The organism is Streptomyces sp. NPDC033136 (genome assembly GCF_055578235.1).
On the sequence record NZ_JBVIPD010000024.1, the window covers coordinates 65,809 to 87,959 of the forward strand.

The following is a 22,151-nucleotide window of genomic DNA, read 5'->3' on the forward strand; positions in this document are numbered from 1 at the left end:
TGCCACTCTATCCGGAGATCCCGTACGGCTCGGGATCTCGCCAGCGTTCGAACGGCCGGTCAAGCGTGTACTTGCCGTCGTCTCCCAGAACGAGCATCCGCACCTCGCCGTTCCCCGGGTTCGACAGTGACTCGAACTCCGCGACCGTCCAGTGGAACCACCGCATGCAGAACAGCCGCATGGCCAGACCGTGGGTGACGATCAGGACGTTCGGCGGGTGGCCGGGGTCCTCGAAACTGCGGAACAGGCTCTCCAGGAAGCCGCCGACCCGGTCGTAGACATCGGCGCCGGACTCGCCCTGCGCGAAGCGGTAGAAGAAGTGGCCGTAGGCGTCCCTGTAGGTCTTCTGGAGGCGGACCTCGTCCCGGTCCTGCCAGTTGCCCCAGTCCTGCTCGCGCAGCCGGGGCTCCTCGCGCACGCGTATGAGCCCGGGGTCCAGATGGAAGGCACGGAGCGTTTCGTGGGTACGCCGATACGGGGAGACGTAGACACTGACGCGTTCGCCGCCGAACAGCTCGCGCAGCCGTGCCCCCGTCGACTCCGCCTGCCGCCGGCCCCGCTCGGTGAGGGCCAGGGCGTGGTCGGGCTCACGCTCGTATACGGAGTCATCAACATTGCCCGTTGACTCGCCGTGCCGGACAAGGACGATGCGCCGTGGTCGTGCCATGCCAAAACCCTAGATCGGGCGAGAGCGCGTCGAGCACTCAAGCCGCACCCTTACAGCGTAGGTCACACAGATCCTGCACCACCGGCCACACTTATCGCACACACGTCCGATTCGAATCATGCCGTCCGGGACGGCCCGAGCCCCGTCCGTGCGGGCTCATACGGTCCAACTTGGCTCCATGTCCACGACATCCCCGGTGAGCGCCGCCACGTCTGCCTCCGTCTGGGCCCTCAGGGCGAGCCGCTCCACACGTTCGGTGCGGTACTTGCCGTGCTCGGCGGCAGACCGCCACATCGACAGCACCATGTACTCGTTCCCGGGCGCCTCGCCGAACAGCCCGCGCACCATGCCGGGCGAGCCGGCCATCGCCGGGTTCCAGACCTTCTCCTGCATCAGCACGAAGTGCTCGGCCCGCTCCTCGTGAATACGGCAGAGCGCCACCCGCAGCAGGTCGGCGTCCGTGAAGCGCGGTTCGAAGCCGGTCTTCACGTCGAAGCGGTAGTCGAACAACCTGACCTGTGCGTCCTTGAAGGTGCCCGACTGGGTTGACGCGAGCCGGTCGTGGGACCTCGCCATGAAGGAGTCGTAGAAGGCGCGGCTCTCCCAGAAGGCGAAGATGTGCGCCACGTCCTGCCGCCCCCGGCTCCAGCCACCCCCCTGCCCGCGAAACCCCGGCTCCCCCAGAAGCCCCGCCCACTTCCGCTGCCCCCGCTCGAAACCGCGGCGGTCCACCACAGTGCAGCGAATCCACTTGACCAGCACCGCGCCATCGTAAGGCCAGGGAGCGTGGCGTCGGTCACTCTCGGCTGGACCGCTCCCCCACGCGCGCACCCGTACGCGTGGCAGGATGGACAAGCAGTCACAGGCGCCCGGCAGTTGGGGCGAACGGGCGGATCGTACGGGGAAGGGGATTCTGGTGGACGGGCTCAGCAAGGGGCTTCGCAAGGTCGAGATCGCGGTGCGGTGGGACCCCAGTCCGGCGGGGCAGCCGTCCACCGACCTGGACCTAGTCGCCGCGACCTATCTCGCGGACGCTCCGCACGGCGATCCCGCCTATGTGGTGCACTTCGACAGCCGCTCCCCCGACGGCACCATCTATCTCAACCGGGACAGCAAGGACGGCCAGGGCTTCGGCTACGACGAGGTCATGACGCTGGAACTCGACCGGCTCGACGGCCGCTACGCGCGCGTGGTGGTCGGTGTCGTCATCCAGCAGCGCCCGGCGGAGCGCACGTTCGTCAGTGTGGTCAACCCCGGTCTGCGGATCCGCGAGGGATACACCGTCCTGGCCGAGGACGACTTCGGCGGTGTCCTGGGTGCCACAGCCAGCACGGTCGCCGAGTTCGTCCGGGACGGCTCCGGCCCGTGGGAATTCCGCCCCGGACTCCGTGGCTTCGAGGGTGACCCCGTGGACTTCACCAGGACGATGGGGGCGGCGCACCGGCCGTGAGCCCGGTGTGCCCGGACGGCCGGGACTGTGCGGCCTTGCTGCGACCCGGCCTGCCCACCTGAGGGAAGGCGCGCCCGCGCACCCCCGCCGAATGCCCCTTGGCCTGGGCGCGCCACCGCACCGCACCGGCTTTCGCCGGAGCCTGCGCGACCACCTGCGCGACACGGCCGGGGCTACGCGAACGCCTTCCAGACCCGGCACCGCCTGGGCCCTTGGTACGAGGTGACGCACGGCTTGGACACCAGCGACCGGGCCACCGTCCGTTCGGGGGCGGACGGGGTGCTGGACAGACTCACCGACAACCCGGCGTGTGACGACGAGAGGGGCACCGGCCGGAAGGCGGTGCCCCTCTGTCATTCGCTCAGACCCTCGGCGTCAGCTGCAGCCGCTGGTCGAGCCGCAGCCCTCGCAGATGTAGCAGGAACCGGCGCGCTGCATCTTCGTACCGCAGGAGAAGCACAGCGGGGCGTCGGCCTGGATACCCAGCTGCATCTCCACCAGTTCAGCGCTGGTGTGGGCCTGCTGCGGGGCGGGCTTGACCGCCTCTTCGTGCTTCGGCGCGGAGACGGCCTTCAGCTCCTGGGCGCGCGGCGCCGACTGGGCCAGGCCCTCGACGTCGACCTCGTCATCGTTCGGCTCATACGAACCGGTCTCCAGGTGACGCTGACGCTCCTCGGCGGAGTGGATACCGAGCGCGGAACGCGTCTCGAAGGGCAGGAAGTCCAGCGCCAGGCGGCGGAAGATGTAGTCGACGATCGACTGCGCCATCCGCACGTCCGGGTCGTCCGTCATACCGGCCGGCTCGAAGCGCATGTTCGTGAACTTCGAGACGTACGTCTCCAGCGGCACGCCGTACTGGAGGCCGACGGAGACCGCGATGGAGAAGGCGTCCATCATGCCCGCGAGGGTCGAGCCCTGCTTGGACATCTTCAGGAAGACCTCACCGAGACCGTCGTCCGGGTAGGAGTTGGCGGTCATGTAGCCCTCGGCGCCGCCGACGGTGAAGGACGTGGTGATGCCGGGACGTCCCTTCGGGAGGCGCTTGCGGACCGGGCGGTACTCGACGACCTTCTCGACCGCGGTACGGATCGTCTCCTCGGTCTTCTCGGTGATCTCGGCCTTCTCCTTCTCCTTGGTCTTGGCGGAGAGGGGCTGGCCCACCTTGCAGTTGTCGCGGTAGATCGCGAGTGCCTTGACGCCCAGCTTCCACGCCTCGAAGTAGATCTCCTCGACCTCCTCGACGGTCGCCGTCTCCGGCATGTTGACCGTCTTGGAGATGGCGCCGGAGATCCACGGCTGGATCGCGGCCATCATGCGGACGTGGCCCATCGGGGAGATGGCCCGCTCGCCCATGGCGCAGTCGAACACCTCGTAGTGCTCGGGCTTGAGGCCCGGGGCGTCGATCACGTTGCCGTGCTCGGCGATGTGGGCGACGATCGCCTCGATCTGCTCTTCCAGGTAGCCCATGCGGCGCAGGGCCTGCGGGACGGTGCCGTTGACGATCTGCATCGAGCCGCCGCCGACCAGCTTCTTGAACTTGACCAGCGCGAGGTCGGGCTCGACACCGGTGGTGTCGCAGGACATCGCGAGGCCGATGGTGCCGGTCGGGGCGAGCACGGACGCCTGGGAGTTACGGAAACCGTTCTTCTCACCGAGGCGCAGCACGTCCTGCCACGACTCGCTGGCAGCGGCCCACACCGGCGTGTCCAGGTCGTCCATGCGGACGGCCTTGTCGTTGGCGTCCGAGTGCTGCTTCATGACGCGCTTGTGGGCGTCGGCGTTGCGGGCGTAGCCGTCGTACGGGCCGACGACCGCGGCGAGTTCGGCGGAGCGGCGGTACGCCGTGCCGGTCATCAGGGAGGTGATGGCACCGGCCAGGGAGCGGCCGCCGTCGGAGTCGTAGGCGTGACCGGTGGCCATCAGCAGGGCACCGAGGTTGGCGTAGCCGATGCCGAGCTGGCGGAACGCGCGCGTGTTCTCGCCGATCTTCTGGGTCGGGAAGTCCGCGAAGCAGATCGAGATGTCCATCGCGGTGATGACCAGCTCGACGACCTTCTGGAAACGCTCGGCCTCGAAGGACTGGTTGCCCTTGCCGTCGTCCTTCAGGAACTTCATCAGGTTCAGCGAGGCCAGGTTGCAGGACGTGTTGTCCAGGTGCATGTACTCGCTGCACGGGTTCGACGCGGTGATCCGGCCGGACTCGGGGCAGGTGTGCCAGGTGTTGATGGTGTCGTCGTACTGGATGCCGGGGTCGGCGCAGGCCCAGGCGGCCTCGGCGATCTTGCGGAAGAGCGACTTGGCGTCGACCTCCTCGATGACCTCGCCGGTCATCCGGCCCCGCAGGCCGAACTGGCCGCCCTGCTCGACGGCCGTCATGAACTCGTCGTTCACGCGGACCGAGTTGTTGGCGTTCTGGTACTGGACGGACGCGATGTCGTCGCCGCCCAGGTCCATGTCGAAGCCCGCGTCGCGCAGGACACGGATCTTCTCCTCTTCCTTGACCTTGGTCTCGATGAAGTCCTCGATGTCCGGGTGGTCCACGTCGAGGACGACCATCTTGGCGGCGCGGCGGGTGGCGCCACCGGACTTGATCGTTCCTGCGGAGGCATCTGCACCGCGCATGAAGGAGACCGGACCGGAGGCGTTGCCGCCGGAGGACAGCAGCTCCTTGGAGGAACGGATCCGGGAGAGGTTCAGGCCGGCACCGGAGCCGCCCTTGAAGATCATGCCCTCTTCCTTGTACCAGTCGAGGATCGACTCCATGGAGTCGTCGACGGACAGGATGAAGCAGGCGGAGACCTGCTGGGGCTGCTTGGTGCCGACGTTGAACCAGACAGGGCTGTTGAAGCTGAAGATCTGGTGCAGGAGGGCGTACGCCAGCTCGTGCTCGAAGATCTCGGCGTCGGCGGGCGAGGCGAAGTACTTGTGGTCCTCTCCGGCCTTCCGGTACGTCTTCACGATGCGGTCGATCAGCTGTTTCAGGCCGGTCTCGCGCTGCGGAGTGCCCACGGCACCGCGGAAGTACTTGCTGGTGACGATGTTGACCGCGTTCACCGACCAGAAGTCGGGGAACTCGACGCCGCGCTGCTCGAAGTTGACCGAGCCGTCGCGCCAGTTGGTCATGACGACGTCACGGCGCTCCCAGGCCACCTCGTCGTAGGGGTGGACCCCAGGGGTGGTGTGGACGCGTTCGATACGCAGGCCCTTGCTCGCCTTGGCGCTCTTGGCGCGGGAACTCCGTGCCGGACCGCTCGCCGTCTCTGTCATGCCGCCTCCCTGTACGGGCGAAAACGCCCTGAAGTGCCCCGTTGTTCCCGTGGCACGGTGTTCTGTCTGGTGTTGCGGACACCCACTCACATCGCCCGCAACAGGTCTTCTCATCGCCGCCGCCCGGCCGGGCCCGGAGCTGCCTCCCGGGTCCGGCTCGCCGGTCAGTCGGAGGCGGCTGCGGGCTCGGGGACCTGTGGCGTCCCTCCGGGCCCGCGGCCGTCTCCCTGGCTCCCCGCACCCGTGTCCTCGCGGTCTCCGTCGTCCGCGTCGGGGCGCCCCGTCTCCACTCTGAGCTCCGCGATGGCCGCCTCGAAGTCGTCGAGCGAGTCGAAGGCCCGGTAGACGGACGCGAATCGCAGGTAGGCGACGAGATCGAGCTCCTGCAACGGGCCGAGTATGGCCAGCCCCACGTCGTGGGTGGTGAGCTCGGCGCTTCCGGTGGCCCGCACCGCTTCCTCGACCCGCTGGCCGAGCTGGGCGAGCGCGTCCTCGGTGACGGGCCGTCCCTGACACGCCTTGCGCACACCATTGATGACCTTGGTGCGGCTGAAGGGTTCGGTGACTCCGGACCGCTTGACCACCATGAGCGAGCACGTCTCCACGGTCGTGAAACGACGGGAGCAGTCAGGGCACTGGCGGCGCCTGCGGATCGACGTGCCGTCGTCGGTCGTACGGCTGTCGACGACACGGCTGTCGGGGTGCCTGCAGAAGGGGCAGTGCATGATTCCCAACCCTCCTCACAGCAGACTCAATAGCCTCGTCGGACCTCTTGCGCCCCACGAAGCAGCCCCAAGCATAGGCGATGGCCATGGGGCCGAAGACCCGGGGGACCACAACTTCTGGGCTGCTCCCGCAATCCAACCACTAGATGTGGGGATTGGCTCATACATCCAGGCTGTGCGCGCGTGTCGCGCGCGTAGGCGCAGATGGCGGGCAGCAGGCCGACTCACGCCGCCCCGTACACCCTCATCGACACGCCGTTCACGGCTTCGCCGCGACACGGCCGCACCCGGTCACGCGGAGCCGTATCACTGCGGCACATGCGGAGATACCGTGGGCGCCGCGAGGAGGGGAGGTGGGACTCCCGCACAGATGAGGGCTGGTCCCGGGGCAGGAGAATGCCGGATGGCAGACTGGGGCAGCAGTCCACGAGGCGATCACCCCGGCGGTGAAGAGTACAGCAACGGGCCCTTTTGCCCGCCAGGTGACGCGGCCGCCAATACACCCGGACACATGATCGCGTCCGCTGATTCGCGATTTTTCACTCGAACGTGTGTTTGGCGCAACCTTTCGAAAGCAACTACCGTTGTCCAGCAGGGAGACCATCGAGAGGGGCCGACGTGACCACCACCGCAGACAGTGCCACCATCACTGCCCAGGACCGCTCCCAGGGCCGCCTGGAGCCGGTGCATGCGATGAACGAAGCCACGAACCCTGAGGGGCACAAGCGCTCCCTGCCGGGGCGACCTCCGGGCATCCGGGCGGACAGCTCCGGACTCACGGACCGCCAGCGCCGCGTGATCGAGGTCATCAGGGACTCGGTGCAGCGGCGCGGCTACCCGCCGTCGATGCGGGAGATCGGCCAGGCCGTCGGCCTCTCCAGCACGTCCTCCGTGGCACACCAGCTGATGGCACTGGAGCGCAAGGGCTTCCTCCGTCGCGATCCGCACCGCCCCCGCGCGTACGAGGTGCGAGGCTCGGACCAGGCGGCCTCGGCGCAGCCCACCGACACGGCGGGCAAGCCGGCCGCGTCGTACGTCCCGCTGGTCGGCCGCATCGCCGCCGGTGGCCCGATCCTCGCCGAAGAGTCCGTCGAGGACGTCTTTCCCCTCCCCCGCCAGCTCGTCGGCGACGGTGAGCTGTTCGTCCTGAAGGTCGTCGGTGACTCGATGATCGAGGCCGCGATCTGCGACGGCGACTGGGTCACCGTCCGACGCCAGCCTGTCGCCGAGAACGGTGACATCGTGGCCGCCATGCTCGACGGCGAAGCCACCGTCAAGCGCTTCAAGCGCGAGGACGGCCATGTGTGGCTGCTGCCGCACAACGCGGCCTATGAGCCGATCCCCGGCGACGACGCGACCATCCTCGGCAAGGTCGTGGCCGTACTGCGTCGCGTGTGACACCGCGCACCGCGACGGGCGGGCCCATTCGCCTCGCCCTCTGACCGGGCCCCGGAACCTCTGCGCCGGTTCCGGGGTCCTGCGCTGTCCGGGGCCGGGAGCCGGCCAACACTCCGGGCCGGGCTGAGGCCGCGCCTCAGCCCGCCCCCGCGCCTATACGTCGTCCGCCGCCTGCTTCGCCGCCGCGTCGATCGCCGCCAGCGACTTCCGCACCTGGTTGCGGTCCGTCGTGAACCAGAAGTCGGGCAGTGACGCCTTCAGGTAGCTCCCGTACCGGGCCGTCGCCAGGCGCTGGTCCAGCACAGCGACCACACCGCGATCGCCCGACGCCCGTACGAGACGGCCGGCGCCCTGGGCCATGAGGAGCGCGGCGTGGGTGGCGGCGACCGCCATGAAGCCGTTGCCGCCGGCGTCCTCCACGGCCTTCTGGCGGGCGCTCATCAGGGGGTCGTCGGGGCGCGGGAAGGGAATCTTGTCCATGACGACCAGTTGACAACTGGGACCGGGGACGTCCACGCCCTGCCAGAGCGACAGAGTGCCGAAGAGGCAGGTCTTCGGGTCGGCCGCGAAGTTCTTGATGAGCTCGCCGAGCGTCTCCTCACCCTGGAGGAGGATCGGGAACTCGGGGATCCGGGAACGCAGCTCCTCAGCGGCCAGCTGAGCCCCGCGCATCGATGAGAACAGGCCCAGGGTGCGGCCGCCCGCCGCCTGGATCAGCTCCGTGAGCTCGTCGAGCATGTCCGCGCGATCGCCGTCCCGTGCGGGGCGCGCCAGGTGTTTGGCGACGTACAGGATGCCCTGCTTGCGGTAGTCGAAGGGCGAGCCGACGTCGATGCCCTTCCATTTCGGGAGGTCATCGCCCTCGGTGCCCTCCGGGGCGAGACCCAGGGAGGCGCCGACGCCGTTGAAGTCGCCGCCCAGCTTCAGCGTCGCGGACGTCAGGACCACGGAGCGGTCCGCGAAGAGCTTCTCCCGCAGCAGCCCCGACACGGACATCGGGGCAACGCGCAGGGAGGCGCCGAAACGGTCGTGACGCTCGTACCAGACCACGTCCCATTCGGAGCCGTTCGTGATCCGCTCCGCCACGTCGTGCACATTCTCGACGGAGGCCAAGGCCTGTTTACGGACGGCGTCCTCGTCCTGGACGGACTTGTCGCGGGTCGTGCCGATCGCGGAGATGACCGTGCGGCAGGCGTCGCGCAGCGCCATGAGCGCGTACCCGAGGTCCTCGGGAATCTCTTCCAGACGGCCCGGCAGCGCCAGCTCCATCAGCCGTTCAAAACCCTCGGCGGCGGTCTGCAACTGGTCCGCGGCCTTCTCGTTGACGAGTTTCGCGGCACGGCGCACCGCGCGGTTGACCTGACCGGGGGTGAGCTCGCCGGTGGCGACGCCCGTGACGCGGGAGACGAGTTCGTGCGCCTCATCGACGATCAGCACCTCGTGCTGCGGGAGGACCGGGGCGCCCTCGATGGCGTCGATGGCGAGCAGCGCGTGGTTGGTGACGACGACCTCGGCGAGCTTGGCCCGCTCGCGGGCCATCTCGGCGAAGCACTCGGCACCGTACGCGCACTTCGAGGCACCCAGGCACTCCCTCGACGACACCGACACCTGCGCCCAGGCCCGGTCCGAGATGCCGGGCGTGAGGTCATCCCGGTCGCCCGTCTCGGTCTCGTCGGCCCAGTCCCGTACTCGCAGCAGGTCCTGGCCGAGCTTGCTGGTGGGCGCGGCCGCCTCGAACTGGTCGAAGAGGCCCTCCTCCTCGTCCTGCGGGACGCCCTCGTGCAGGCGGTGCAGGCACAGGTAGTTCGACCGGCCCTTGAGCATCGCGAACTCCGGGCGGCGGCGCAGCAGGGGGTGCAGCGACTCGACCGTTCTCGGCAGGTCGCGCTCGACCAGCTGGCGCTGCAGGGCCAGGGTGGCGGTCGCGACGACCACCCGCTCTCCCTGCGCGAGCGCGGGCACCAGGTAGCCCAGCGATTTTCCGGTGCCGGTGCCGGCCTGCACCAGCAGGTGGGAGCCGTCGTCGATCGCTTCCTCGACGGCTTCGGCCATGGCCACCTGACCTGGGCGCTCCGTACCGCCGACGGCAGTGACGGCAGCATGCAGGAGTTCGGGGAGTGAGGGCTTCGTCATAGCGCGACCACCCTACGGCCCGACACTGACAAACGGGTGATCAAGGCCGGGGCGAGAACGGCTTCGGGGGACAGGATCAAGACCTTGCGCTCCTCGGCGGGACGGGCGTGCAGGCGACAGACGGGCAGACGGCAGACGGCAGACGGCTGACGGCTGACGGCTGACGGCGGGGAGACATCGGACGGCATCGGCTGTCCGCTACCGCCGCGTCGGGACGGGACACGGCGAGAGTCCGAAATCCTTTTCGGATCGTGGGAACTGCGCCGGATCCGGCCGCGTTCAATGAGTGATGATGCGGTGACACAGCGCTACAGCAGATGCCGGAGCGCCCGGTCCCGGACCATGAGGGCGGCCCGCTTGACGGGCAGGTCGACCTCGGCGGAGAACCGAAAGCCGGCGGTCAGGAAAGCGGCGATGGAGGGGGTGTTGCGAATGTCGGGTTCCGCGATGACGCGTGCGCAGGAGGGCCGCTGTGCGAGAACGAGGTCGGCCACGGCTCGGAGCAGCAGACCCCCGAGACCCCGCCCGCGGTCGGGGACCGCACCGACCAGGAGATGCAGCCCCGTGTCGTGAGGCCTCGCCGGGTAGTGGCGGGCCAAGCGGTCCAGGTCGGCCCGGTAAATCTCCCAGTAGCTCATCGGCGTTCCGTCGAGCACACCGATGCACGGCACGCTGCGTCCGTCGTCGGCGAGCTGGTCCCGCAAGTGACCCTCGGTCACGCTCTGCGGACCGGACAGCTCCCAGAACGCCGCGGCGGCAGGGTCGTTCATCCAGCGGCTGATGAGTGCAAGGTCGCGTTCGACACGCACGGGGACGAGGTGGAACACGCCGGCGGGTGTGTCGACCGGCCCCCAGTCAGCGACCCGGTCGAGAAGGTCGTCGCGGGGCAAACCGGAGCCGGCGTCGGCCGCGTCGAGGGAGGTAGAGCCCGGTGCCTGGTCCTGGTCACGCCGCCCTGATCCGCAGGGGCCGGTCACCGCTTCCGCGACGAGGGCGAGGAACCCGTCCGGGAGCCGCAAGTCCATGGTGTCTTCGCTGTGCCCACCCACACCGGAATCCGCATCGACAAGCGCACCGGAATCCGCACTGGGAGAGGCACCAGGGTCGGCGTCGGCTCCGATGCCGGGGTGGGTATCGGAACCGGAGCTGAGACCGGAATCCATCTCGGCGTCGGCCCTGGTAGTGACAGCGATGCCGGTGTCGGTATCGGCCTTTTCGGCGGAATCGGCAGTCGGATCGGCGGGAAGCACCAAACGCTCCTCTCAGAAGGGGGGTGGGCATGTCCTCAGGGATGAAGGAGGTCGGTTGCTGTCACGACAGTCAGGAGATCAGCAGTGCAAGGGGTTGGCGATGGTGACGTAGACGGACTGGGTGTCGACCGGACCGATGAGCTCGTCCAGGCCGTGCAGCCGGGTCAGCAGGTTGGCCTTGCAGCGCAGGACGGGTGAGTCGAGCAGTCTGGCGGGCAGCGAGGTGCGCAGGCGCGCCGGACCGGAGGCAAGGTTTCCGAGGAAGCGGCGGAAGGCGGCGAGCAGCAACCGCTCGTCGGCCAGTCGCTGGGAGCCGAACGCGCCGATGAGGCCGAGCACGTTGTTGACCATCAGGTAGTAGGTGAGGCGCTCGTCGGTGACCCTGTCGCAGACGAACGTGTCGCTCTGCTCTCCGATGCCGGGCAGCCGGGCGTCGAGGTCCGCGCGCCGGGACTCGCGGAAGTAGTAGCCCTGGTTGTCCCGGTAGCGGCCGCCTGCGGGCCAGCCCTCGGTATCCAGCAGAAGCAGGGTGTTCTGCTGGTGCGCTTCCAGGGCGACGCCGGCCTCACCGTCCAGCCACAGGACGGGGCGCACCACATGTTCGAGGTAGCGCAGAAACCACTCGGCGGCGACGGCTCCGCGAGGTCGGCCGGTCCGGCGGGCGAGGCCGGTGACGACCTCGGCAAGCCGCGACCGCAGAACCAAGTCGCGTACTTCCGGTGAACCTGGGACGGTTGCTGGCGAAGCGGGTGAGCACGGGCGTGGCGATACGAGACCGGCGACGCAGGAGACATCGGTCGCGGGGCTGAACGGGTTGTGGCGGATCACCACATCCAGTCCGGGCAATGGGGCGCCGTCAGCACCGTCGACAGCGAGCCAGGCCGGGTCGCGCACGATGTCGAAGCCCGGGTGGACTGCCCACCACTGCCGCGCGAGCCCGCTGCGCAGCAGACGGTGGACCTCGACACCTCGGTGGAGTTCCTTGCGGAGGTTCTCGCGGCGGGAGTTGGTGATGCGCAGGCCCAACGACAGCTTGAGCATCGCCGGCGCACCGGCCCGGTAGACAGTGCGGACGGAGGAGGTGGGTTGCCAGGGAAGGCCGTGGGTGCCGAGGTCACGAAGCAGTCCTCTGTCCATCAGGGCAGCGGACTCGGGACGGTGCCGCATCTCGCTTGCCTGCCAGGGGTGCAGGGGCAGCAGGGCGTATCCGTCCGGGAGCGACAGTCCGGCCCCTGCCAGACGGGCGATGAGCCGGGCGGCTGGGACAGGGCGGCCTCGTTCGGTCCAGGAGGAGTCGGTGGCGAGGGCGGAGGGGGCGACAGCCATCCAGTGCAGAGGGAAGAAGCCCCGCAGTTCGGGCGAGTACAACCGGGTTTCGAGCTCGGAGAGACCCTGGCGGCTCTTCGGGGTTGGGTGCAGGGGGTGTCCAAGGACAAGTGCCTGTTCCGCGGACAGGAAGAGATCAGAGCCGTCTGCCGGGTGTCCCCGACGGTCGCTGACGAAGACAGCGACACGGCGGACTGAGTCGGCGACACCCGCGACGAGCTCGACGCCATCGCTGACACCGGCGCGGGCGGTGCAGGCGAGGGTGCCTGTGAGACCGGAGTCGTGGGCGCGGCCGACATCGGAAGCGTCCGTGGACGCTTCCCGGGCCAGCAGCGCGGCAATCGTGACGGCGTCGGCCGGCGGGGCGTGCTCGGGTGCACCGGACAGACGAGGAAGGCCGAAGCGGTGCCAGCCGGTCGGCGACCAGTAGTGAACCGAGGCGACGAGGGCGGTGCCGCTCGCGGGGAGGGGGATGTGGAGGACACCGTCGGTGGGGGCGGTCTGGCCGGTCTCGCGGACCCAGCAGCGCAGCAGGTTCTCCACGGCGGCCGCCTGGGCGACGGTGTGCGGGTCGGGGTGCTCCAGGGGGTCGGTGCCATGGTCGCCGGCAAGCCGCTCGGCGGACGGCGCCTCAGGCTTCTGACGAGGGAACGCCGAGTTCACTGATGCCCCCGAGGCCTCTGGCGTCCCGGCGTCGGCTGGACCTTGACCCGGCGTCGTGGCGTGGTCATCGGGCTCAGTGATGGCGATCAAGGCAGTTACCTCAGGGGTCGTTCGGGGTCTTGCGGTCGGGCTGGCCGGGGAGCAGGCGAGTTCCACTCGGCCGGGTTGTCAGAGGCCGCAGGCCCTCGGCCCAAGGCACCTGCGGCGTGAAGCCCCGCGGTGTGAAGCCTCGCCGGTATGAAGCCTCGCGGTACGAGTACTCACGCTCACGGCGACTGCGAAGCCGCTGCCGCGCCCTCCTGGTACCGAGCCACCGCCCCGACCGCGTCGGCCAGTCGGTCCAGTACGGCGGCCGCCTGCTCGTCGGTGATCGTCAGCGGCGGCAGCAGCCGTACGACGCTCGTGTGGCGGCCGCCGAGTCCGACGATGAGGCCACGCCGGAGGCACTCCCGCTGGACTGCGGCCGCCAGTTCGGAGGCGACGGAAAGTGGCCGGTGCCCGCTGTCCGCTGAGCCCGGCACCCCTGGGACCTCCAGCACCCCCGAGGTACCTGGCACCCCCGACACAGCAGACACCTCCGGTACCCCCAACACCCGCGCGCCGCCGCCCGAGGCCCCCTGGATTCCCGGGGGCCTCGGGGTCCCCCGGGTCCCCGAGGCCCCCGGGAATCCTGGAACCAACCGGGCCCCCACAGCCTCCGGATCCACCAGCTCCACCCCGATCATCAACCCTCTCCCTCGCACATCCCCCACACACGCGAACTCCGGCACCAGCCGACGCAGTTGCTTGAGCATGCGGTCGCCGAGGGTCGCCGCGCGCTCGGCGAGGCAGTTCTCGCGGACATGGGCGAGGGTCGCGGTGCCGGCGGCCATGGCGAGCTGGTTGCCGGGGAAGGTGGAGGCCGGGGCATCGGATTCGCAGACGTCGAGGTCGTCGCGGTAGACCACGACAGCCAGCGGCAGGCTGCCTCCGATGGCGTGGGAGAGGACCATGAGGTCGGGGGTCACTCCGCTGTGCTCCACCGCCCAGAAGGCGCCTGTCCGCCCGACGCCCGTCTGGCTCTCGTCGGTGATCAGGGGAACGGATCGGCCTGCGGTGAACTGCCGGAGGCGCCGCAGCCAGGCATCCGGTGCGAGGATCACGCCACCCTCGCCCTGCACGGGCTCGACGATCACCCCGGCGGGAAGGGGCCCGCCCGGCCCAGCACCCTCGAGGAGGGCTTCGGCCCAGCCGACGGCGAGGCCGGCCCCGCGCTCGTCCTCAAGGCCGAAGGGGCAGCGGTAGTGGGGCAGACGGGCCGCGGCCCGCGTGCCGGCGGGCGCCTCAATCGGCGCTGCGGCCGTCTCCTCCCCTGCGCCGGCGAAGGTCACGAGGCCGGTCCGCCCGGTTGCCGCGCGGGCCAGCGCGTAGGCGGTCTCGACGGCGTCACTGCCGGCGGGGCCGCAGAACCGCACACGGGCCCGGCCGGCGAGACCGGGCGGCAGGGTGCGGTACAGCTCGGTGAGGAAGGCGTCCTTGACCGGTGTCGCGAGGTCGAGGACGTTCAGAGGCGCGCCGGAGTCGAGGACTCTGCGGATGGCTTCGAGGACAACCGGGTGGTTGTGTCCGAGAGCGAGCGCGCCGGCACCGGAGAGGCAGTCCAGGTAGCGGCGGCCGTCCGCGCCTTCGATCGTCAGCCCCCGTGCCCGCACCGGCACGATCGGCAGGGCGCGGGCGTAGGTACGGGCCGCGGACTCGCGTGCGGACTGGCGGCGGAGGATCCCCTCGTGCGCGGAGCGCGCGGCCGGGGCCGTGTCATCGACGGCACCACCGGGGAGGGATTTCGCCTGCGTACACCCCACAGTGGCCTCCTCTGACCCACAACCCCCATGAGCGGATTGCGCCACGACTTCGCTGACCTCCCACTGGGCACGGGCACGGAGGACCGCACACGGACAGCAGGCCCCCCACCGCTACCAACCCCGGGCCGCTCACCGGGTTACGGGTTGCCTCAAGATCCTTTCCGTGACGGAACTGTTGCTGTTCCGTCGGATCGCTCCCGCAGCCACCGCATAGTGTGTGGTGCCGTTCCCGGGCGCCATGAGGTCGGCCGAACTCCTTGCGGGTTAGACGGTGTTCAAGGCCGAGGCGCCGGTTCGTACCAGTTCGTCCATATCAGGGGGAGTCAGATCATGCGATCCACACGGCAGTCGTCCATCGCCGGTCAAGGGGGGAGGGCGCGCCGCAGGAACTCCCCCGCGCTGGCCGCCGTTGCTCTCACCTCGGCGCTCGCGCTGACCGCCACCGCCTGCGAGTCGGGCGACGCCGAGGCCGGCGGTGGGGCCACGGCCTCCGCGTCCGCCACCGCCCCCGCCGCCGACGACGGCAAGCTGACGATCCCGGACGAGATCCGGGACCGGCTCCGCGAGCACGGGATCGACGTCGACAAGTGGAAGAACGGCGCCTGGAAGAACTGGGACCGAGACGACTGGCTGCGCGAGGCCAACGAGTACATCAACCCGATCATCGAAGGCCTGTGGGACCCGGATCGCATGCGGGAGGCGGAGGAGCCCGACCAGGGCGTCGACGAGAGCGATATATCCGGGGACCGGGGCGTCACCGATCCCGCGCCCGAGCCGGTCGAGGCGCAGGCCGTGCCGCCGTCGTACCACGCCAACGTCCCCACGGCGGGGAAGGTTTTCTTCGACTCCCCGAAGGGCTCGGCCGTCTGCTCGGCGACGGTGGTGAAGGATCCCGCCCACCCGGGCAAGTCCAACCTGGTGTGGACGGCGGGCCACTGCGTGCACGCGGGCAAGAAGGGCGGCTGGTACCGCAACATCGCGTTCGTGCCGTCGTACAACGACGACGGGAAGCCGGTCGAGGCGCTGGAGAACGCCACCCGTGAGGACGTCGCTCCCTACGGTGTCTGGTGGGGTGACTGGGCACAGACCTCGGACCAGTGGATCGAGCAGGGTGGTTCGACGGGCGGCGACGGCGCGCCGTACGACTTCGCGGTCATCCATGTGACGCCGGAGAAGGGCAGCGGGGGCAAGTCGCTGGAGGAGACGGTCGGTTCGGCGCTGCCGGTCGACTTCCAGGCTCCCGCCATGCCGAAGGTGAAGAGCGTGACGGCGATCGGCTACCCGGCCGCGCCGCCGTACGACGGGCAGAAGCTGTACCGGTGCCAGGACCGGCCCGGGCGGCTCTCGCTCACCGCCTCGGATCCGACGATGTACCGCGTCGGCTGCACCATGACCGGCGGTTCGTCCGGCGGCGGCTGGGTCGCGACGGGCTCGGACGGCAAGCCCGCGCTGGTGTCCAACACCTCGATCGGCCCGGTGACGTCGGGCTGGCTGGCCGGACCCCGGCTGGGTGACGTGGCCAAGGGCGTGTACGACTCGGTCAGCGAGAAGTTCGCAGGCCGGTGACCACCGGCTGAACACCTCGGCGGCGGGGATGCGCCCGGCGCACCACATGAGCAGGACGTACGGCGGTTGCTGACCGGGACATGACGAAGGCCCGCTCCCTTCGGACAGGGGGCGGGCCTTCTCACATCAGGGCCGAGGGCGTCAGAGCGCCGGCGTCGGGACGTACGGCGTGAGCTCCGCCGCCAGTTCCTCGTGCACCCGCAGCTTGAGCAGGGTGCCCTCCGGGGTGTGCTCCTCGGAGATCACCTCGCCTTCGTCGTGAGCGCGGGCGACGAGCTTGCCGTGCGTGTACGGCACGAGCGCCTCGATCTCGACCGACGGGTGCGGCAGCTCGTTGTCGATGAGCGCGAGCAGCTGATCGAGGCCCTGGCCGGTGCGGGCCGAGACGGCCATGGACCGCTTCTCGACGCGCAGCAGCCGCTGCAGGGTCAGCGGGTCGGCCGCGTCCGCCTTGTTGATCACGACGATCTCGGGCACGTCGGTGGCGCCGACATCCCTGATCACCTCGCGTACGGCGGCCAGCTGCTCCTCCGGGTTCGGGTGGGAACCATCCACCACGTGCAGGATCAGGTCGGCCTCGCCGACCTCCTCCATCGTGGAGCGGAAGGCCTCGACGAGGTGGTGCGGCAGATGGCGTACAAACCCGACCGTGTCGGCCAGCGTGTACAGCCGTCCGCTCGGGGTCTCAGCCCGGCGCACGGTCGGATCGAGGGTCGCGAACAGGGCGTTCTCGACCAGCACACCCGCGCCCGTGAGGCGGTTGAGCAGCGAGGACTTGCCGGCGTTGGTGTAGCCCGCGATGGCCACGGACGGCACCTTGTGGCGCTTGCGCTCCTGGCGCTTGATCTCGCGGCCGGTCTTCATGTCCGCGATCTCCCGGCGCATCTTCGCCATCTTCTCGCGGATCCGTCGCCGGTCCGTCTCGATCTTGGTCTCACCGGGACCACGGGTGGCGAGGCCGCCGCCCTTACCGCCGCCCATCTGCCGGGACAGCGACTGACCCCAGCCGCGCAGCCGCGGCAGCATGTACTGCATCTGCGCGAGCGCGACCTGCGCCTTGCCCTCTCGGGACTTGGCGTGCTGGGCGAAGATGTCAAGGATCAGGGCCGTACGGTCGATGACCTTGACCTTGACGACGTCCTCGAGGTGGATCAGCTGGCCCGGGCTGAGCTCACCGTCGCAGATGACGGTGTCCGCGCCCGTCTCAAGGACGATGTCGCGCAGCTCCTCGGCCTTGCCGGAGCCGATGTACGTGGCCGCGTCGGGCTTGTCGCGGCGCTGGGTGACACCGTCGAGCACGAGCGCGCCCGCCGTCTCCGCGAGGGCGGCAAGCTCTGCGAGGGAGTTGTCCGCGTCCTGCACGGTTCCCGAGGTCCAGACGCCGACGAGCACGACCCTCTCCAGGCGGAGCTGGCGGTACTCGACCTCGGTGACGTCCTCGAGTTCGGTGGAGAGGCCCGCCACACGGCGCAGGGCCGCGCGCTCGGAGCGGTCGAGCTGGTCGCCGTCCCGCTCTCCGTCGATCTCGTGGCTCCAGGCGACGTCCTCTTCCATCAGGGCATCGGCCCGAAGACCCTCGGGGTGGCTGTGCGCGGAGCGCGGGGTGTCCTGGGAAAAGGAAGAAGAGGAGGTCATTGGATCCTTACGTAGCTGGGAAACCGTTTTCGGCGGCGGACCGCTGACAGCCGTTCCGTCACTGTCCACAACGCACGGGCGCTCCGGGAGATTCCCGGCGCTCCGTGCCGCGCCGACCTGAAGATGGTCGCACGGCACGTGGCGTCTCGTCATCGTGTTATTGGGCGGCTGCTTCGGCGGGCTCGGCCCGTTCCCCGGCGGGCTCGGCCGGTGCGGCCCGTTCCCCGGCGGGCTCGGCCGATGCGGCGGGCTCGGCCGGTTCCGCCGGCTCCGCGGGCGTCGTCTCCGGCTTCCAGTCCGCGTGCCCCGGCATCGGCGGGGTCGTCCGGCCGTACAGCCAGCCCTGGAAGAAGCCGTCCAGGTCGCGCCCGGAGATCTCGGTGGCGAGCCGGACGAAGTCCTCCGTCGTGGCCGTGCCGTCCTGGTGGCGGCCGACCCACGCGCGCTGCAGTCGCTCGAAGGCCGGGCGGCCGATCTCCTGGCGCAGGGCGTACAGGACGAGTGCGGCGCCGTCGTAGACGTTGGGCCGGAAGATGCCGGTCTTACGGCCGGGCTCGGGGGCCTTGGGGGCGGCGGGCGGTCCGCCGGCGGCGCGCCAGCGGTCGGAGGCGCCGTAAGCGGCCCTCATCCGGTCCCTCATCGGCTTGCCGGCCTGCTCCTCGGCGTACAGCGCCTCGTACCAGGTGGCGTGTCCCTCGTTGAGCCACAGGTCGGACCAGGTGCGGGGACCGACGCTGTTGCCGAACCACTGGTGGGCCAGCTCGTGGATCATGATCGACTCGACGTACCACTGGGGGTAGACGGGCTCGGTGAACAGCTCCCGCTCGAAGAGGGAGAGTGTCTGCGTCTCCAGTTCGAAGCCGGTGGAGGCGTCGGCCATGAGCACACCGTAGGTCTCGAAGGGGTAGCGGCCGACCTTGCTCTCCATCCACTCGATCTGGGCGGGGGTCTTCTCCAGCCAGGGTTCGAGGGCTTTGCGGTGCCGCGTCGGTACGACGTCCCGGACGGGCAGACCGTGCGGGCCGGTGCGGCGCAGTACGGTGGAACGGCCGATGGAGACCTGGGCGAGCTCGGTGGCCATGGGGTGTTGAGTGCGGTACGTCCACGTGGTCGAGCCGCCCGACCTGTGCACACCGGCGGAAAGGCCGTTGGCGACGGCCGTGTGCCCGTCGGGGGCGATCACGCGGATGGTGAACATGGCCTTGTCGGAGGGGTGGTCGTTGCACGGGAAGACCAGGTGTGCGGCGTCGGCCTGGTTGGCCATGGCGAGGCCGTCCGCGGTGCGCACCCAGCCGCCCTCACGGCCCTCGGCGGGCATGGGGTCGCTGGTGTGCCGGACGGTGATCCGCATCCAGTTGCCGTCCGACACGGAGTCCTCGGGCGTGATCACCAGGTCCTCGCCGGCGGTGCGGAACTCCGCGGGGTCTCCGTCGACCTCGACCGAGCGGACCGTGCCGTGGGCGAAGTCCAGGTTGATCCGGTCCAGGTCGTCGGTGGTCCAGGCGTCGATGGTGGTGACGGCGCCCAGCGGCTCGCTGTTCTTGCCGAAATAGGTGAAGGAGAGGTCGTACGACGCGACGTCGTAACCGGGGTTGCCCAGGTACGGGAAGAGGCGGTCGCCGACGCCGAGCGGAACGGCGGGGGCGCTCGCGGCGACGAGGCTGACGGAGACGGCCGAGGCGAGCAGGGCGGCGCAGGCCCGTCGCCGACGGGAACGCGATGCTCGGGTGTGGGGGGTGTGGGGCATGCCCCACGGCTATCAGCGTGCGCGGGCACGACGGGGACGACGCGCGTCCGCCCCACCCGAACCGGGGACCGGCGCCTGCGCCGGGTGCCGTTCCTTCTCAGCCGGCCGGCTCAGCCGCCCTGCGTCTGCGGCTGTGCCCGGCTCACGTCGTACACCCCGGCCACGTTCCGCATCGCTCGCATCAGGGCGGGCAGGTGGGCCGCGTCCGGGAGTTGCACGGTGTACGTGTGGCGGACCTGCTGCTGGGTCGGGGGCTCGACGGTCGCGGAGACGATCTCGGCACCTTCGACGGCCATGGCCTCGGTGAGGTCCGCGAGCAGATGCGGACGGACGAACGATTCAGCTACCAGCGTGACCCGGCACTCGGTGGCATCGCCCCAGCGCACGCCGACCTCTGCACGCCCCCCCTCTTTCATACGCGCCACCGCCGCGCACTCGACGCGGTGCACGGTCACTGCTCCCCCGCGTACGGCGAAGCCGGTGATCCCGTCGGGCGGTACGGGTGTACAGCAGCGGGCGAGCCGGACGGTCGCGCCGGGCAGGTCGGCTGCGACGTCGGCGGTGGCAGTCGCGGTGCGGGCGGCGCCCTGCCCGGGAGCCCCGTCCGCGTCGGGCACGTCGGCGGCCGGCCGAAGAGCCCCCCGGTCGTCCGCGCTGTGTGCCTCGCTCGCCTGTGCCTCGGCCTGCGCAGGGTGGGCGGCCAGCCACCGCTGGATGGCGATCCGGGCCGCGGGCGTATGCGCGTGCTCCAGCCACTCCCGGGAGGGCTCGGAGGCCGGATCCTGGCCCATGAGGAGCTGCACGGTGTCGCCGTCCTTCAGGACGGTGCTCAGCGTCGCGAGGCGGCCGTTGACCCGGGCGCCGATGCACGCGTGCGCGTCCTCCCCGTACTGCGCGTACGCGGCGTCCACGCAGGTCGCCCCCTCGGGCAGGCCGAGCGTGCCGCCGTCGGGCCGGAAGACGGTGATCTCGCGGTCCTGGGCGAGGTCCTCACGAAGAGTGGACCAGAAGTGGTCCGGGTCGGGTGCCGCCTCCTGCCAGTCGAGGAGCCGGGAGAGCCAGCCGGGGCGGGTGGGGTCGACGCGCTCGCCGTCGGCCGGGTCGTCGGGGGCCGGGGCGTACGGGTTGCCGAGGGCGACGACTCCCGCCTCCGCGACCTTGTGCATCTGGTGGGTGCGGATGAGGACTTCGACGACCTGGCCGTCGTCGCGCGCGACGGCCGTGTGCAGGGACTGGTAAAGGTTGAACTTCGGTACGGCGATGAAGTCCTTGAACTCCGAGACCACCGGCGTCATGCAGGTGTGGAGTTCGCCCAGGACGCCGTAGCAGTCGGCGTCCTCACTGACCAGCACCAGCACGCGGCCGAAGTCGGAGCCGCGGAGCCGGCCACGTTTGCGGGAGACCCGGTGCACGGAGACGAAGTGGCGCGGCCGGATGAGGACTTCGGCCGTGGTGTCCGCCTCGCGCAGCACCGTGCGTACCTCGTCGGCGACCTCGGCGAGGGGGTCGTCCGCGCGGCCGGCGTTGCGGACGATCAGCTCCCTGGTGTGCGCGTACTCCTCGGGGTGCAGGATTGCGAAGACCAGATCCTCGAGTTCGGTCTTGAGCGCCTGGACGCCGAGTCGTTCGGCGAGCGGGATGAGTACGTCACGTGTCACCTTGGCGATGCGCTCCTGTTTCTCGGGGCGCATGACGCCGAGGGTGCGCATGTTGTGCAGCCGGTCGGCGAGTTTGATCGACATGACGCGGACGTCGTTGCCGGTGGCGACGAGCATCTTGCGGAAGGTCTCGGGCTCGGCCGCTGCGCCGTAGTCGACCTTTTCCAGTTTGGTGACGCCGTCGACGAGGTAGCGGACCTCCTCGCCGAACTGGTCGCGGACCTGGTCCAGCGTCACGTCCGTGTCCTCGACGGTGTCGTGGAGGAGGGAAGCGGTCAACGTGGTGGTCTCGGCGCCGAGTTCGGCGAGGATCAGGGTCACGGCGAGCGGGTGCGTGATGTACGGCTCGCCGCTCTTGCGCATCTGGCCGCGGTGCGAGGACTCGGCCAGGACGTAGGCGCGGCGCAGGGGTTCGAGGTCCGCGTCGGGGTGGTGGGCGCGGTGGGCCTCGACGACGTGGCTGATGGCGTCGGGCAGCCGACCGCGTGCGGCGGGGCCGAGCAGAGCGGCTCTGCCGAGGCGGCGCAGGTCGATCCGGGGGCGGGCCTTTCTGCGCGGGGCTGTCGGCGTCAGCGGACCCGACACCGCGCCCGTCATCGGGCCTGGGGTCACGGAATTCGTGGCCTCCGCACTCATGGGCACCTCCGGCTGCGTCAACCGGCGGACGGGGTGCCCCAGGGCGGACACGGCTCAGGGGGCGGCTTCGGTCCCCCGTCCGGGCCGGTGCTTGATGCTACCGAGCCCACCATGCCAGGCTGACCGCCTCTCGCCGAGCGTGAAACTGATCACCCATTCGAGGGACGAATGTGAGGTTTGCACCCCCAT

The 22,151-nt window shown here is 70.0% G+C and carries 14 protein-coding genes; 3 read left to right on the plus strand and 11 right to left on the minus strand.

Features of this window, described 5'->3' with window-relative positions; genetic code table 11:
• Positions 1-7: 7 nt before the first annotated feature.
• Together ACZ5TL_RS32465 and ACZ5TL_RS32470 are read right to left on the minus strand one after the other, a co-directional pair.
• Positions 8-667, minus strand: coding sequence for a histidine phosphatase family protein (locus ACZ5TL_RS32465; RefSeq protein WP_468594320.1), 660 nt, complete (start codon positions 665-667; stop codon positions 8-10).
• Between the two features lie 156 nt (positions 668-823).
• Positions 824-1,429: a YdbC family protein gene (locus tag ACZ5TL_RS32470; protein WP_468594322.1), complete on the minus strand. Its 606-nt coding sequence runs from the start codon at positions 1,427-1,429 to the stop codon at positions 824-826.
• A gap of 154 nt (positions 1,430-1,583) precedes the next feature.
• Here ACZ5TL_RS32470 and ACZ5TL_RS32475 point away from each other — a divergent pair, with 154 nt between their 5' ends.
• Entirely contained in the window at positions 1,584-2,117 is a 534-nt protein-coding gene (locus tag ACZ5TL_RS32475) for a TerD family protein (protein WP_468594391.1), read from the plus strand.
• 375 nt (positions 2,118-2,492) lie between these two features.
• Here ACZ5TL_RS32475 and ACZ5TL_RS32480 read toward each other — a convergent pair whose 3' ends face one another.
• Positions 2,493-5,384 (minus strand): vitamin B12-dependent ribonucleotide reductase, encoded by a 2,892-nt coding sequence (locus ACZ5TL_RS32480; protein ID WP_468594323.1) that lies wholly within the window; start codon positions 5,382-5,384, stop codon positions 2,493-2,495.
• A gap of 164 nt (positions 5,385-5,548) precedes the next feature.
• Positions 5,549-6,109, minus strand: a complete 561-nt coding sequence (gene nrdR, locus ACZ5TL_RS32485; protein WP_468594324.1) for a transcriptional regulator NrdR — start codon at positions 6,107-6,109, stop codon at positions 5,549-5,551.
• A gap of 618 nt (positions 6,110-6,727) precedes the next feature.
• Between nrdR and lexA the strand changes: the two genes are divergently transcribed.
• The gene (lexA, locus tag ACZ5TL_RS32490; RefSeq protein ID WP_046257039.1) at positions 6,728-7,507 is read left to right on the plus strand and encodes a transcriptional repressor LexA; all 780 of its coding nucleotides are present in this window, start codon (positions 6,728-6,730) and stop codon (positions 7,505-7,507) included.
• 153 nt (positions 7,508-7,660) lie between these two features.
• Here lexA and ACZ5TL_RS32495 read toward each other — a convergent pair whose 3' ends face one another.
• The 4 genes from ACZ5TL_RS32495 to ACZ5TL_RS32510 all read right to left on the minus strand — a co-directional run bounded on the left by ACZ5TL_RS32495 (position 7,661) and on the right by ACZ5TL_RS32510 (position 14,720).
• Positions 7,661-9,640 carry an ATP-dependent DNA helicase gene (locus ACZ5TL_RS32495; protein WP_468594326.1) on the minus strand — a complete coding sequence of 660 codons (1,980 nt, stop codon included), beginning with the start codon at positions 9,638-9,640 and terminating at the stop codon, positions 7,661-7,663.
• 308 nt (positions 9,641-9,948) lie between these two features.
• Positions 9,949-10,890, minus strand: coding sequence for a GNAT family N-acetyltransferase (locus ACZ5TL_RS32500; RefSeq protein WP_468594327.1), 942 nt, complete (start codon positions 10,888-10,890; stop codon positions 9,949-9,951).
• Positions 10,891-10,968: 78 nt separating this feature from the next.
• Positions 10,969-12,969, minus strand: a complete 2,001-nt coding sequence (locus ACZ5TL_RS32505; RefSeq protein ID WP_468594328.1) for an IucA/IucC family protein — start codon at positions 12,967-12,969, stop codon at positions 10,969-10,971.
• Between the two features lie 176 nt (positions 12,970-13,145).
• Positions 13,146-14,720 (minus strand): aminotransferase class III-fold pyridoxal phosphate-dependent enzyme, encoded by a 1,575-nt coding sequence (locus ACZ5TL_RS32510; protein ID WP_468594329.1) that lies wholly within the window; start codon positions 14,718-14,720, stop codon positions 13,146-13,148.
• 330 nt (positions 14,721-15,050) lie between these two features.
• Here ACZ5TL_RS32510 and ACZ5TL_RS32515 point away from each other — a divergent pair, with 330 nt between their 5' ends.
• On the plus strand, positions 15,051-16,286 hold the full coding sequence (locus ACZ5TL_RS32515; protein WP_468594331.1) for a trypsin-like serine peptidase: 1,236 nt from the start codon (positions 15,051-15,053) through the stop codon (positions 16,284-16,286).
• A 141-nt stretch (positions 16,287-16,427) separates the two neighbouring features.
• Here ACZ5TL_RS32515 and hflX read toward each other — a convergent pair whose 3' ends face one another.
• The 3 genes from hflX to ACZ5TL_RS32530 form a co-directional block, all read right to left on the minus strand.
• A complete protein-coding gene (gene hflX, locus ACZ5TL_RS32520; RefSeq protein WP_468594332.1) occupies positions 16,428-17,921 on the minus strand; it encodes a GTPase HflX in 1,494 nt (497 codons plus the stop codon).
• 157 nt (positions 17,922-18,078) lie between these two features.
• Positions 18,079-19,668 (minus strand): M1 family metallopeptidase, encoded by a 1,590-nt coding sequence (locus ACZ5TL_RS32525; RefSeq protein ID WP_468594334.1) that lies wholly within the window; start codon positions 19,666-19,668, stop codon positions 18,079-18,081.
• Positions 19,669-19,778: 110 nt separating this feature from the next.
• Positions 19,779-21,962: a RelA/SpoT family protein gene (locus tag ACZ5TL_RS32530; protein ID WP_468594335.1), complete on the minus strand. Its 2,184-nt coding sequence runs from the start codon at positions 21,960-21,962 to the stop codon at positions 19,779-19,781.
• Positions 21,963-22,151: the final 189 nt, after the last annotated feature.

Excerpts from the sequence above, each read along its gene's own strand:
- ACZ5TL_RS32465 (WP_468594320.1), bottom strand. The coding sequence starts at position 667 with ATGGCACGACCACGGCGCATCGTCCTTGTCCGGCACGGCGAGTCAACG.
- ACZ5TL_RS32480 (WP_468594323.1), bottom strand. The coding sequence starts at position 5,384 with ATGACAGAGACGGCGAGCGGTCCGGCACGGAGTTCCCGCGCCAAGAGC.
- nrdR (WP_468594324.1), bottom strand. The coding sequence starts at position 6,109 with ATGCACTGCCCCTTCTGCAGGCACCCCGACAGCCGTGTCGTCGACAGC.
- ACZ5TL_RS32495 (WP_468594326.1), bottom strand. The coding sequence starts at position 9,640 with ATGACGAAGCCCTCACTCCCCGAACTCCTGCATGCTGCCGTCACTGCC.
- ACZ5TL_RS32515 (WP_468594331.1), top strand. The coding sequence starts at position 15,051 with ATGCGATCCACACGGCAGTCGTCCATCGCCGGTCAAGGGGGGAGGGCG.
- hflX (WP_468594332.1), bottom strand. The coding sequence starts at position 17,921 with ATGACCTCCTCTTCTTCCTTTTCCCAGGACACCCCGCGCTCCGCGCAC.
- ACZ5TL_RS32525 (WP_468594334.1), bottom strand. The coding sequence starts at position 19,668 with ATGCCCCACACCCCCCACACCCGAGCATCGCGTTCCCGTCGGCGACGG.
- ACZ5TL_RS32530 (WP_468594335.1), bottom strand. The coding sequence starts at position 21,962 with ATGAGTGCGGAGGCCACGAATTCCGTGACCCCAGGCCCGATGACGGGC.